This window comes from Bradyrhizobium sp. 44, from assembly GCF_023073095.1.
Lineage (GTDB): Bacteria > Pseudomonadota > Alphaproteobacteria > Rhizobiales > Xanthobacteraceae > Bradyrhizobium.
In genome coordinates this window covers 198,845-212,585 of sequence record NZ_JADPIY010000008.1, presented here as the reverse complement: position 1 = coordinate 212,585, position 13,741 = coordinate 198,845, and the positions used below count along the sequence as shown (strand labels likewise).

Here is a 13,741-nt window from a genome sequence, read left to right as displayed (position 1 = left end):
CATGGACAGCGTTGCGACTGAGCAGAAGGCCGAGGTGGACGATCGCTTCGACACCGCGCGGATCACCGCCGCGGTCGATGCGCTTGCCGAGAAGCACCAGGGACGCGAGGACGCGTTCCGCACGGCCATGGCGCAACTGCTCAAAGCCGAGCTGATTGCGTCGCGCGCTGCGGCACAGACGATCCTGCTGAAGGACCGTCATGGCCGGCGCTGCGCCGAGCGGCTGTGCCACGTGCAGGACGAGATCATCCGCATCCTGTATTCGGCGGCAACTCGTCATCTCTACCGCTCGCCGATCCCGAGCGGCGCCGAGCGCATGGCGGTGGTGGCGACCGGCGGCTATGGCCGCGGCCTGATGGCTCCCGAGTCCGACATCGATCTGCTCTTCATCCTGCCCTACAAGCAGACCGCCTGGGGTGAGCAGGTCGCCGAAGCCATTCTCTATTGCCTCTGGGACATGGGGCTGAAGGTCGGTCACGCCACGCGCTCGGTCGACGAGTCGATCCGGCAGGCGCGCGGCGACATGACCATCCGCACCGCGATCCTGGAGACGCGCTTCCTTACCGGCGACCGGCCGCTTTATGACGAGCTGGTCGCCCGCTTCGACAAGGAAGTCGTGCAAGGCACCGCGTCCGAATTCGTCACCGCAAAGCTCGCCGAGCGTGAGGAGCGGCATCGCCGCGGCGGCCAATCGCGATATCTGGTCGAACCCAACGTCAAGGACGGCAAGGGTGCCCTGCGCGACCTGCACACGCTGTTCTGGATCGCGAAGTACGTCTACCGCGTGAGCGACACCGACGAGCTGGTCGACCGCGGCGTGTTCGACGCGCAGGAATACCGCACCTTCCGCCGCTGCGCCGACTTCCTCTGGTCGGTGCGCTGCAATCTTCACTTTTACTCCGGCCGCCCTGAAGAGCGCCTCTCCTTCGACCTCCAGCGCGAGATCGCGGTCCGGCTCGGCTACACCTCGCATCCCGGCATGCAGGACGTCGAACGCTTCATGAAGCACTACTTCCTGGTCGCCAAGGAAGTCGGCAACCTCACCGCCATTCTTTGCGCCAAGCTCGAGGACCAGCAGGCCAAGCCCGCGCCGGTGCTGAGCCGGATGATGGCGCGGCTTCGCCCCACCGCGGTGAAGCGGCGGGTGCCCGACAGCGACGACTTCATCGTCGACAACAACCGCATCAACGTCGCCGCGCCAGACGTGTTCAAGCACGATCCGGTCAATTTGATCCGCATCTTCCGCCTGGCGCAGAAGAACAATCTCGCCTTCCACCCGGACGCGATGCGCGACGTGACGCGTTCGCTCGGCCTGATCAACGCGCAGATGCGCGAGAATCCCGAAGCCAACCGGCTGTTGATGGAGATCCTGACATCCGACAACGCGGAAATCGTGCTGCGGCGGATGAACGAGACCGGCGTGCTCGGCCATTTCATCCGCGCGTTCGGCAAGATCGTCTCGATGATGCAGTTCAACATGTATCATCACTACACCGTCGACGAGCATTTGATCCGCTGCGTCGGCTTCCTCCAGGACATCGAACGCGGCGGCATCGAGGAATTCGCGGTGGCGAGCGACCTGATGCGCAAGATCCGGCCGGAGCATCGCTCCGTGATCTACATTGCGACGCTGCTGCACGACGTCGCCAAGGGCCGGCCCGAGGATCACTCGATCGCCGGCGCCAAGGTGGCGCGACGGCTTTGCCCACGGCTCGGCTTCAGTCCGGCCGACACCGAACTCGTGGCCTGGCTGATCGAGGAGCATCTGACGATGTCCACGGTCGCGCAGTCGCGCGATCTCTCCGACCGCAAGACCATCGAGAATTTCGCCGCCGTGGTGCAGTCGGTCGAGCAGATGAAGCTCTTGACGATCCTGACCACGGCCGACATCCGCGGCGTCGGTCCAGGCGTATGGAATGGCTGGAAGGCGCAGCTTTTGCGCTCGCTGTACTACGAGACGGAGCCGGTGCTGACGGGCGGCTTCTCGGAGGTTGACCGCGGCAAGCGCCTCACGGCCGCATACGCCGAATTCCGTAACGCCTTCGCGGAATGGCCGGCGGAGGAGCTCGACGCCTATATCGGCCGGCACTATCCGGCCTATTGGCTCAAGGTCGAGCTGCCGCGCAAGATCCGCCACGCGCGCTTCGTCCGTGCCAGCGAGCAGGCCGGCCACAAGCTCGCGATCAATGTCGGCTTCGACGAGGTGCGTGGCGTCACCGAGCTGACGATCTTCGCCGCCGACCATCCCTGGCTGCTGTCGATCATCGCGGGCGCCTGCGCCTCGGCCGGCGCCAACATCGTCGACGCCCAGATCTACACCACGACCGATGGCCGCGCGCTCGACACGATCTCGATCTCCAGGGAATACGACCGTGACGAGGACGAGGGACGGCGCGCGACGCGGATCGGCGAGATGATCGAGGACGTGCTGGAAGGCAAGCTGCGTCTGCCCGAGGTGGTGGCGCGGCGCACCGTGCGCGGCAAGGCGCGGCCGTTCGTGATCGAGCCGGAAGTGACCATCAACAACCAATGGTCCGACCGCTACACAGTGATCGAAATGTCCGGCCTCGACCGCCCCGGCCTGCTCTACGAGCTGACCACCGCGATCTCGAAGCTCAACCTCAACATCGCCTCGGCTCATGTCGCGACCTTCGGCGAGCGCGCCCGCGACGTGTTCTACGTCACCGATCTCCTGGGCGCACAGATCAGCGCGCCGACACGCCAGGCCGCGATCAAGAGCGCGCTGACCCACGTGATGGCCGGCGACAAGGCGGTTCAGCCCGCGGCGTGACTTTCTCTCGTCATTTCGGGCTGAATCATCGCGCCGACTTTTGTTCGGAGAATCGTAGCGCGTTCACCAGTGCCGACAGCGCGGCTGGTTGATGCTGACGACTGGGATAATACATGAAGAAGCCGGGAATGGGCGGAGTCCAATCCTCCAGCACCCGAACAAGGCGGCGCTTCGCAACATATTCGGCGACCTGCTCTTCATAGGCTAATCCGATACCAACCCCGGCGAGCGCCGCCTGAATCACCAGGTGAGTATCGTCAATGATGAGCGGGCCGTTCACGTTGATCGTGACCGACTTTCGTCCCTGCTCAAACTCCCACCGATATGGACCACCCGCAAGACGCAGGGTAATGCACCGGTGATCGTTGAGATCCTTTGGCTTTTTGGGAATGCTTCGTGAAGCGAAATAGCGTGGCGACCCCACGACCGCCAATCGCAGCTCGGGCGTGACGCGAACCGCGATCATGTCCTTTTGAATGTACTCGCCAAGCTGGATACCGGCATCGAACTCGCCTGCAACAAGGTCCACGGGGCCAGTGACGGTGACAACGTCCAGAACGATGTCCGGGTAGGCTTCGGCGAAAGCTCTCAACCGCGGCAACAATACCATCACGGCAGCTGATCGTGACATTACAATTCGAAGGCGACCTTCAGGCCGGCGCCGAACGCTTCGGGCCCTGTCGAGGGCGTGACGAATTTGCTCAAGTGCCGGAGACAAGTCTTCCAAAAGAGCTGCCCCCGCGGCGGTTGGCGCAACGCTCTTGGTTGTTCGAGCGAGCAGCTGCAGCTCAAGCCGTTGCTCGAGCCTCCGGATCGTGTGGCTCAAGGCAGACTGAGACACACCCAGCTTTATCGCAGCGCGCGTAAAGCTTCGTTCACTGGCTACGATTGCAAACGTCGCGAGTTCGTTCATGTCGTTTGTCATATTGATGAATATCGCTCATAAGGCTGCGCCATACAAGGCGTCTAGTTTCATAAGCCACGACGCCGTAGGCTTGCGCGAGCAAGAAAGCGCCGTGCAGTGCTTTCCTGCATGTGGTGGCAGGTTGACGCTCGGCACAGCTCGCCCGGCCGCATGAACGATTTCGGTGTACCAGCTTTGAGGATGACAATGGATACGGACATTTCCGCCTTGCGCTCCCTTGCGCAGACCTATTTCGATGCTGCCTATGAAATGGATGCCGAGAAATTTGCATCCATATTTCATCCCTTGAGTTCCGTGACGAAGGTCGCCGAGGACGGCAACGTGGGCGTGACGCCAATTGCGACCTGGCTGGCAGCGGTCCGCAACATGGAAGCTCCAAAGCAACAGGGATTCGAGCGCGATGATCAGATCCTGTCAACGGATGTTGAAGGAGAGCTCGCGCTTTTGAAGGTGAAATTGCACATTCCGCCGCGTCGCTTCACGGACCTGTTGTCTTGCCTGAAGGTGAACGGGACCTGGAAGATCGTGCAGAAAGTGATGACGTCGAACGCCTGACGGATTCGGTCACTCGAGAGAAGAGCGGCGAAGGCTCGCTTGACGACCCGCCGCCGGTCGCCGCCAATCGTTCAACGCGTTGTCGAACCGGCTTAGACCGCCACGCCTTCATGCCGCAGCAGCCAGCGCTTGCGCTCGAGGCCGCCGCCGTACTTCACCAGAGAACCATCGGCGCCGATCAGACGGTGGCACGGCAGCACCACGCTGATCGGATTGGAGCCGTTGGCATGGCCGACGGCGCGAATGGCCTTGGGCATGTCGATCCTGGCGGCGAGCGCGCCGTAACTCATCGTGGTGCCGGCAGGAATTTGCGCCAACGCATTCCAGACCTTCTGCTGGAACGGCGTGCCGGCGATGCGCCAGGCGATGCCTGAGAGCTGGCCGAGATCGCCATCGAAATAATCCGATAGCGCAGTCCGCATGGCTGCGGGCGCGGGCTGGTCACGCAACTCCACCACACCGTAATGCAGGCGCAAGAGCTCGCGCATGCGGTGCTCGTAATCGGCCCAGTCGAGCGCGCGCAAGGTGCCCGCAGCGTCGGTGACCAGCAGCGCAATCCCAATCGGGGTCGCCAGCCGATCGAGGCCGAAGCTTACAGGTGATTTGGTCGGTCGCGCGGGCATTGCGGCACCATGGCATCGAAACACGCCATCGCAATTGCCACGCCGGCCGTGCTAGCGTCCACCCGAAAGCTGACGCCGGGGGAGCTCAACTTGTTCTGGATCGCGAATATCCTGGTGGCGCTGGTCGTCGCACTGCACGCTTACTTCCTGATCCTGGAGATGTTTCTCTGGGACAAGCCGCAGGGCTTGAAGGTTTTCCGCAACACGCCGGAGAAGGCAGCGACCACAAAGGTGCTGGCGGCCAACCAGGGGCTCTATAACGGCTTTCTGTCCGCCGGCCTGGTCTGGGGGCTGGTGCACGGCAATCCGGCCTTCGCGTTCCAGATCAAGGCATTCTTCCTGCTCTGCGTGATCGTGGCCGGCGCTTATGGCGCAGCGACCGTCAGCACGCGCATCCTGATGGTGCAGGCGCTGCCGGCGGCGCTCGCGCTGTTAGCGCTGTTCCTGGCCTGAGACGCCATAGCGCGGCGCCGCGATCCTTGCGCGTCGCCTGCCGTTCCTCCACAATCTCCGACAGCGATGGCGACCGTTGGCAATCAGCGGGACAAGACCGTCGGTCGGAAATTCCGTCAGGAGGAACAACCCCACATGAGCAATCGCAGAGCCTTCATCACTGCCACGGCGGCGCTCGCCTTCGCGTTCTCCGCCAACCAAGCTCTCGCCCAGAAGAAATACGACACCGGCGCGAGCGACACCGAGATCAAGATCGGCCAGACCGTGCCGTTCTCCGGGCCCTATTCCGTCTACGCCAATATCGGCAAGACCCAGGCCGCCTACTTCAAGATGATCAACGATCAGGGCGGCATCAACGGCCGCAAGATCAATCTGATCCAATATGACGACGCCTATTCGCCGCCGAAGACGGTCGAGCAGGTGCGCAAGCTCGTCGAAGGCGACGAGGTGCTGTTCACCTTCCAGATCATCGGCACCGCCGCGAACGCCGCCGTGCAGAAATATCTCAACGGCAAGAAGATCCCGCAGCTGCTGGCCTCGACCGGCGCCGCGCGCTTCAACGATCCGCAGAACTATCCATGGACCATCGCCTACAATCCCAACTACGTGTCCGAGGGGCGCATCTACGCCAAGTACATCCTCAAAGAGCATCCGAACGCCAAGATCGGCGTGCTCTATCAGAACGACGACATGGGCCGAGACTATCTCGCCGGCCTCAAGAGCGGTCTCGGTGACAAGGCCGCCGGCATGATTGTCGGCGAAGTCTCCTACGAGGTCACCGATCCCACGGTGGACTCTCAGGTGGTCAAGCTGAAGTCGTTGGGCGCCGATCTTTTCTATGATGCCTCGACACCCAAGTTCGCGGCGCAGGCGATCAAGAAAGTCGCCGAGCTCGGCTGGACGCCGGTGCACATTCTCGACATCAACGCGAGCCCGATCTCGGCGACGCTGAAGCCGGCCGGCCTCGATATCTCCAAGGGCATCATATCGACCCAATACGGCAAGGAGCCCGGCGATCCGCAGTGGAAGGACGATCCGGGCGTGAAAGCGTTCTTCGCCTTCATGGACAAGTATTTCCCCGAAGGCGACAAGCTCAACACCGTCAACACCTATGCTTATTCCGTCGCCGAATTGCTGACGCAAGTTCTGAAACAGTGCGGCGACGACCTGTCGCGTGAGAACGTGATGAAGCAGGTCGCCAATATCAAGGACTTCACTCCGAGCTTCGCGCTGCCCGGCATCAAGATCAACACCGGGCCGAACGACTACCGCGTCAACAAGCAGATGCAGATGATGAAGTTCAACGGCGAACGCTGGGAGCTGTTCGGCCCGATCATGGAGGATGCGGGTCCAGCGGGTTAATCTCTCGGAGTTTCATAGGGTGGGCTACGCCCGGCGGACTGCACTTCGCGCATCCGCCGGGGCTGGGCCCACCTTAACGAACTTGCTGAGACGTTGCGTATCCTACGAACTGCGGGTGCACGCCCACCTTGCGTTGCAGCAATGCCTCATTCACACTCGACCTCAGCGGTGACGCCCCGTGCGCATGAGCGCTCCCGATTGATCACCGGCAATAAACAATGAGGAAATGCGAATGAGAAATGGAATTCTGCATCTGGCCACGGCAACGGCGCTGACCCTGGCGCTGTCGGTCTCGGCGGCCAATGCCCAGAAGAAATATGATCCGGGTGCCAGCGATACCGAGATCAAGGTCGGCCAGACGATGCCGTTTTCTGGACCGGCGTCGGCCTATTCGTCAATCGGCAAGACCCAGGCCGCCTATTTCAAGATGATCAACGACCAGGGCGGCGTCAACGGCCGCAAGATCAATCTGATCCAGTATGACGACGCCTACTCGCCGCCGAAAGCTGTGGAGCAGATTCGCAAGCTCGTCGAGAGCGACGAGGTCCTGCTGACCTTCCAGATCATCGGCACGCCGGTGAACGCAGCTGTGCAGAAATATCTCAATTCGAAGAAGGTGCCGCAACTGTTCGCGGCGACCGGCGCCTCGAGGTTCACGGATCCGAAGAACTTCCCGTGGACGATGGGCTTCAACCCCAACTACTTCGTCGAAGGCCGCATCTACGGACAGTACATACTGAAGGAGCATCCGAACGCCAAGATCGGCGTGCTCTATCAGAACGACGACCTCGGCAAGGACTATCTGAACGGCATCAAGGCCGGCCTCGGCGACAAGGCTGCCAAGATGATCGTGACCGAAGCTTCCTACGAAGTCTCCGATCCGACTGTCGATTCGCAGATCCTCAAGATCAAGGACGCCGGCGCCGATTTGTTCTTCAGCGCCACCACGCCGAAGCAGGCGGCGCAGGCGATCAAGAAGATCGCCGAGATGGGCTGGCATCCGGTGCAGATCGTCGACATCAACGCCACCTCGGTCGGCGCGGTGCTGAAGCCGGCCGGCCTCGACGCCGCCAAGGGCCTGATTAGCGTCAATTACGGCAAGGAACCGCTCGATCCGACATGGAAGGACGACGCCGGCCTCAAGAGGTATTTCGACTTCATGGCCAAGTATTATCCGGATGGCGACAAGGATTCGAACTTCAACACCTACGGTTACAGCACGGCGCAGCTGCTGGTCCATGTGCTGAAGCAGTGCGGCGACGACCTCACGCGGGAGAACGTGATGAAGCAGGCCGCGTCGCTGAAGGACGTGACCAGCGACACCGCGTTGCCCGGCATCAAGGCCAACACCTCACCGACCGACTACCGGGTCAACAAGCAGCTTCAGATGATGAAGTTCAACGGCGAACGCTGGGAGCTGTTCGGCCCGATCATTGAGGATGCGAGTCCGGCGGGTTAGTTCTCGTAGGCAACTGCCTCAACGTCGTCATGCCCGGGCTTGTCCCGGGCATCCACGTTCTTGCGGCAGCAAAGGAAGGCGTGGATGGCCGGGTCAAGCCCGGCCATGACGGCAAATCAATCCGGCACCTCGCCAAAGTTCTTTCCGACCGGCAGCACCGCGTGCCGAATGAGCCGTGAATCCTCCACCGCGGCCTGCCTGTGCTTCACCGCTTCGCGATAGACGGGATCGCGGATCATCTCGACGAAGGCGGCGACGCTTGGGTATTCGGCGATGAAACAGTGGTCCCAGCGCTCGGTCTCCGGGCCGATCAGCGTCAGCTCGAATTTGCCCTGCCACACGATGCGGCCGCCGAGGCGTTCGAACACCGGGCCGCTCTCGTGGCCATAGGCCGCATAGGCTTCCGCGCCGCTCGCCTTGCGGCCATCCGGATAGGCCGCTTCCTTGCGCAAGCGCACCAGGTTGAGCATGTGGATCGGGCCGGGACGGTCGTTGTTCCGGAACTGCGCGAAAATCTCCTTGGTCGGATCGATGTGGCCCATCTGAGTTTCCTCTTGTTTTATGCCGGCGATCCTAGCTCTGCCGACCTCCCAGCGGAACTGCGGCCATCGAATGCCGCACCTCCTAATCACGCGTTAAGCTCTGGGTAACCGGGCCTTAAACAGCGACCGCTAGCGTGCGGCGGGGCGGGCTGACCGGGCGTTTGCGTATGGGGTTGGGAAAGAAAAAGGGTGGGCGCAAGGAGCCGCTGTTCGGCTTGCCTGCAGCACTCGCCGATCTGCGCCTGACCGCCGCCGACCGGATTCCTGGCGGCGATGACAAGCCGAAGAAATCAACGAAATCATCCGCCAAGCGCAAGAGCGAGGATGCTGGCGACGAGACGCCGCGCGAGCGGAAGGCGCCGGCTGGCCGCGGCAGTGCCAAGCGCCGATCCAAGTCACGCATCGGCGCAAGCCTTGGCCGCATGGTCTATTGGGGCGCGGTGCTGGGCCTGTGGGGCGCGATCGCCGTGATCGGCGTCGTGATCTATGTCGGCGCTCATCTGCCGCCGATCCAGTCGCTGGAAATCCCCAAGCGGCCACCGACCATCCAGATCGTCGGCATCGACGGCAGCATGCTGGCACAGCGCGGCGAGATGGCCGGCGCCAACGTCTCGCTGAAGGATCTGCCGCAATATCTGCCCAAGGCGTTCATCGCCATCGAAGACCGCCGCTTCTATTCGCATTTCGGCATTGATCCCGTCGGCATCCTGCGCGCGCTCGTCACCAACGTGCTCCATCGCGGCGTGTCGCAGGGCGGCTCGACGCTGACGCAGCAATTGGCGAAAAACCTGTTCCTGACCCAGGAGCGCACCATGGCGCGCAAGCTGCAGGAAGCGGAGCTCGCGATCTGGCTGGAGCGCAAACATTCCAAGAACGAGATCTTGGAGCTCTATCTCAACCGCGTCTATTTCGGCTCCGGCGCCTATGGCGTCGAGGCCGCCGCGCAACGCTATTTCGGCAAGTCGGCCAAGAACGTCACCGTCGCGGAAGCAGCGATGCTGGCCGGCCTCGTCAAGTCGCCTTCGCGGCTGGCGCCGAACCGCAACCCCGAGGGCGCGGAAGCACGCGCGAAAATCGTGCTCACGGCGATGGCCGATGCCAAATTCATCAGCGAAGCGCAGGCGCAGGCCTCGATCGGCCAACCCTCCTACAATGTGAAGCCGGTCGGCGCCGGCACGATCAACTACGTCGCCGACTGGATCGGCGAGGTGCTGGACGATCTGGTCGGCCAGATCGACGAGAGCATCAAGGTCGAGACCACGATCGATCCGAAGCTCCAGAGCGTGGCGGAAGCCGCCATCATCGACGAGCTGGCAGCCAAGAGCGTGAAGTTCAACGTCAGCCAGGGCGCGCTGGTGGCGATGACGCCTGACGGCGCGGTGCGCGCCATGGTGGGCGGGCGGAACTATTCCGAGAGCCAGTACAACCGCGCGGTCACCGCCAGGCGCCAGCCCGGCTCCTCGTTCAAGCCGTTCGTGTACCTCACCGCGCTCGAGCAGGGACTGACGCCCGACACGATCCGCCAGGACGCGCCGATCGAGGTCAAGGGCTGGAGACCCGAGAACTACACGCACGAATATTTCGGCGCGGTGTCGCTGACCCAGGCGCTCGCGATGTCGCTCAACACGGTCGCCATCCGCCTCGGCCTCGAGGTCGGCCCGAAGAACGTGGTGCGCACCGCGCACCGGCTCGGCATCTCCTCGAAGCTCGAGCCCAACGCCTCGATCGCGCTCGGCACCTCCGAAGTCTCGATGGTCGAGCTGGTCGGCGCCTATGCACCCTTTGCCAATGGCGGCTTCACGGCGACGCCGCATGTCGTCACGCGGATCAGGACGCTCGGTGGCAAGCTGCTCTACATGCGCCAGGCGGACGAGCACAATCAGGTGGTCGACCCGCGCTATGTCGGCATGATGAACGCGATGATGCGGGAAACGCTGATCAGCGGCACCGCCAAGAAGGCGGAGATCCCGGGCTGGCCGGCGGCCGGCAAGACCGGCACCAGCCAGGACTACCGTGACGCCTGGTTCATCGGCTACACCGCCAACCTCGTCACCGGCGTGTGGCTCGGCAATGACGACAACTCGCCGACCAAGAAGGCAACCGGCGGCGGCCTGCCGGTCGAAGTCTGGTCGCGCTTCATGAAGACGGCGCACGAAGGCGTGCCGGTGGCAGCCTTGCCGAGCTCTCCAGGTGGCTGGGGTCTGTCGAACCTCGCGCAGGCGACATCGCAGGTGTCGCCGCCGACAGCGGCAGCGCCCGCGCCGGCACCTGCCAACAACGGCGGCTATCGTCCGCCGCCGACGCGTGCCAATGCGCGTCCGGAGGCAGCCGCAGGACTCGATGGCTGGTTGATGGACCGGCTGTTCGGCGGAAATCGCTAGCGCCGACCTGAGGTCTTGGTGACCTCAAAACAAAAAAGCGCGAAAACAACCCCATGCACAGTAGCCGAGGATAACGAAATCAACGGCTTGCGCGGGCAGCACAGACGCTTGAATCGCGCGCGCGGCTGTCATTCGCCGCGGGCGCGGGGAAGCCAATACGGCGCGGCTCCTCGATTCAACAACAGCCGCTCTGGAATACTGGATCGCCCGCTTTCGCGGGCGATGACAGCGTCACATGAGGCATCAACGAGCCTTAATCCTCGACCCCGTACCGGTGCAAATCGTTGCCGTATGTATCGAGCCACTTCTTGGCGCGCTCCATCGACGGGCAGACCTTGCCGCAGACGCGCCAGAATCGCGCCGAGTGGTTCATCTCGACGAGATGGGCGACCTCGTGCGCGGCGAGATAGTCGAGCACATAGGGCGGCGCGAGGATCAGGCGCCAGGAGAACGACAACGAGCCGGCCGAGGTGCAGGAGCCCCAGCGGCTGGATTGATCGCGGATCGAGAGCCGCTTCACCTTGACGCCGAGCTCGGCGGCATAGGATTCCGCGGCACGCTGAAGATCGCGGCGCGCCTCGCGCTTGAGGAAGTCGCTGACGCGACGGTCCGCATGTTCGACGCCGCCGGCGACGCAGAGAATGCGTTCCCCGCTATCGCGCACTTCCGTCCACACCGTACCGCGGGTGCCGGCGCGATGAACGATGCGATGAGAAACACCGCGAAGCGGTATCACTGTGCCAGGCTGGAACGGTGCGGCCTTCGGCAAACGGCCGAGACGTGCCGCGATCCACGCGCCGTGGCGCTGCGCGAAGTCTTTTGCTTCGGCGAGAGTGCCGCGCGGCGGCATGGTGAGGATGGCTTCGCGATCGCTCGGATGAATTCTGAGCGTGTAACGGCGCGCGCGGCGATGCCGGCGCAGCCGAATCGCAAAATATTGCGATCCATGGGTGATCAGGAGGGTCTTCGGCTCGTGGGGCCGACGATAGAGGAGTGCGCGAGTGGCCATGTCTGTCAGTCCGGGGGGCAGGAGAGCGCCCGGATTCTGCCATAACCGCCGCCAGGGAAAGCGCTCGGCGCAAAAACAAATCATTTGCCCAATATACAGGGGTCTGGCGTCCGGGAGACCCTACAGACTGGGGTTGGAACCGGCTTTTTTCGCCCCCGCCAAGCGCATGCGGCACCCCCAAGGGGTGAGGTTGGACTCACTCCTACAAAGCTACCTAAATACCGCGAATCTGGGGGGAACTTGCCCCTGTCGGAGCCTCCGACAGGGCATCGATTTCCAGCGGGAAAGCCGAAAAACGCGATTATTCGGCTGCGAGCGCCTGCAATGAGCTCGGATTCGCCGCCGAGACCATGAAGTCGTGGATGCGTGGCACGATTTCCGATTTGAAGCGCGAGCCATTGAACACGCCGTAATGTCCGACGCCCTTCTGGACGTAATGAACGCGGCGGTGATCGGGAATCGAGCTGCACAACGTGTGAGTTGCTTCGGTCTGACCGATGCCGGAGATGTCGTCGTTCTCGCCTTCGACCGTCATCAACGCGACGCGCGTGACCTTGGAGGGATCGACGCGTGTTCCGCGATGGGTCATCTCGCCCTTCGGCAGCGAATGCTTCACGAACACGGTGTCGACCGTCTGCAGGTAATACTCGGCCGAGAGATCCATCACCGCGAGATATTCGTCGTAGAAGTCGCGATGCTTGTCGACGAGGTCGCCGTCGCCCTTCACTAGATTGGCGAACAGCTGCTTGTGGGCATCCATATGCCGATCGAGATTCATGCTGATGAAGCCGTTGAGCTGCAGGAAGCCCGGATAGACGTCGCGCATCATGCCCGGATGCGGGAACGGCACCTTGGTGATGACGTGGTTGCGGAACCAGTCGATGCCGCGCTCCTGGGCGAGATTGTTTACCGCGGTCGGATTACGCCGGGTGTCGATCGGGCCACCCATCAGCGTCATCGAGGTCGGCACGAAGGGATCACGCAGCGCTTCCATGATCGAAACGGCCGCGACGACGGGAACCGAGGGCTGGCACACCGCCAGCACATGCGTGTTGCCGCCGAGGACATGCAGCATCTCGATGACATAGTCGATGTAGTCGTCGAGATCGAAGCGGCCGTCGCTGAGCGGCACCATGCGGGCATCGGCCCAATCGGTGATGTAGACCTCATGCGCAGGCAGGAAAGCCTCGACCGTACCGCGCAGCAGCGTCGCGTAATGGCCGGACATCGGCGCGACGATCAGCACGCGTGGCTGCGGGCTGCGCAGCGGACGGGTGAATTTGCGATCGAAGTAGAGCAGGCGGCAGAACGGCTTTTCCCAGACCGAGCGGACCTCGACGGGGACGCGGATGCCGTTGACTTCGGTGTCGTTGAGGCCCCATTCCGGTTTGCCGTAACGCCGCGTGGTGCGTTCGAACAACTCGCAGGCCGCGGCAACCGACTTGCCGACCTCGGTGCGTGCCCATGGATTGAGGGGATTTTGAAACAGCAGCTTGGTTGCGTCCGTGATCGCGCGCGCCGGATTGAGAGAGGCTTGCCCCATCTCGTACATCCAGTACATCGGCGTCGTCAGGACCGGACTGCCTTCGGCCACCAGGGGCGGCGCGCCGCCAAACTCACCAATCGGCATCGCTATATTCC

General features: G+C 62.8%; 11 protein-coding genes. 6 read left to right on the top strand and 5 right to left on the bottom strand.

The window, feature by feature from the left end; translation table 11 throughout:
* Window position 1: 1 nt before the first annotated feature.
* Entirely contained in the window at window positions 2-2,791 is a 2,790-nt protein-coding gene (locus tag IVB41_RS03030) for a [protein-PII] uridylyltransferase (RefSeq protein ID WP_027566047.1), read from the top strand.
* A gap of 25 nt (window positions 2,792-2,816) precedes the next feature.
* Here the strand turns inward: IVB41_RS03030 and IVB41_RS03025 are convergent, their stop codons facing one another.
* Window positions 2,817-3,704 (bottom strand): LysR family transcriptional regulator, encoded by an 888-nt coding sequence (locus tag IVB41_RS03025; protein ID WP_247426531.1) that lies wholly within the window; start codon window positions 3,702-3,704, stop codon window positions 2,817-2,819.
* Between the two features lie 198 nt (window positions 3,705-3,902).
* On the opposite strand from IVB41_RS03025, the gene IVB41_RS03020 reads away from it, so the two are divergent.
* A complete protein-coding gene (locus IVB41_RS03020) occupies window positions 3,903-4,271 on the top strand; it encodes a nuclear transport factor 2 family protein (protein WP_247357498.1) in 369 nt (122 codons plus the stop codon).
* 92 nt (window positions 4,272-4,363) lie between these two features.
* Here the strand turns inward: IVB41_RS03020 and IVB41_RS03015 are convergent, their stop codons facing one another.
* A complete protein-coding gene (locus IVB41_RS03015; protein ID WP_247357497.1) occupies window positions 4,364-4,894 on the bottom strand; it encodes a methylated-DNA--[protein]-cysteine S-methyltransferase in 531 nt (176 codons plus the stop codon).
* Window positions 4,895-4,903: 9 nt separating this feature from the next.
* Between IVB41_RS03015 and IVB41_RS03010 the strand changes: the two genes are divergently transcribed.
* The 3 genes from IVB41_RS03010 to IVB41_RS03000 all read left to right on the top strand — a co-directional run bounded on the left by IVB41_RS03010 (window position 4,904) and on the right by IVB41_RS03000 (window position 8,168).
* Window positions 4,904-5,347, top strand: a complete 444-nt coding sequence (locus IVB41_RS03010; RefSeq protein WP_247426529.1) for a DUF1304 domain-containing protein — start codon at window positions 4,904-4,906, stop codon at window positions 5,345-5,347.
* Between the two features lie 135 nt (window positions 5,348-5,482).
* Entirely contained in the window at window positions 5,483-6,709 is a 1,227-nt protein-coding gene (locus IVB41_RS03005) for an ABC transporter substrate-binding protein (RefSeq protein WP_007598163.1), read from the top strand.
* Between the two features lie 232 nt (window positions 6,710-6,941).
* Window positions 6,942-8,168, top strand: a complete 1,227-nt coding sequence (locus tag IVB41_RS03000) for an ABC transporter substrate-binding protein (protein WP_007615994.1) — start codon at window positions 6,942-6,944, stop codon at window positions 8,166-8,168.
* 116 nt (window positions 8,169-8,284) lie between these two features.
* On the opposite strand, the gene IVB41_RS02995 is transcribed toward IVB41_RS03000, so the two are convergent.
* Complete coding sequence (locus IVB41_RS02995) at window positions 8,285-8,710, bottom strand: DUF1330 domain-containing protein (protein ID WP_247426526.1); 426 nt, start codon at window positions 8,708-8,710, stop codon at window positions 8,285-8,287.
* Window positions 8,711-8,877: 167 nt separating this feature from the next.
* On the opposite strand from IVB41_RS02995, the gene IVB41_RS02990 reads away from it, so the two are divergent.
* Window positions 8,878-11,091, top strand: coding sequence for a transglycosylase domain-containing protein (locus IVB41_RS02990; protein ID WP_247426523.1), 2,214 nt, complete (start codon window positions 8,878-8,880; stop codon window positions 11,089-11,091).
* Between the two features lie 253 nt (window positions 11,092-11,344).
* Here the strand turns inward: IVB41_RS02990 and IVB41_RS02985 are convergent, their stop codons facing one another.
* Complete coding sequence (locus IVB41_RS02985) at window positions 11,345-12,184, bottom strand: M48 family metallopeptidase (protein WP_027514588.1); 840 nt, start codon at window positions 12,182-12,184, stop codon at window positions 11,345-11,347.
* 217 nt (window positions 12,185-12,401) lie between these two features.
* Window positions 12,402-13,730, bottom strand: coding sequence for a polyhydroxyalkanoate depolymerase (locus IVB41_RS02980; RefSeq protein ID WP_027566053.1), 1,329 nt, complete (start codon window positions 13,728-13,730; stop codon window positions 12,402-12,404).
* Window positions 13,731-13,741: the final 11 nt, after the last annotated feature.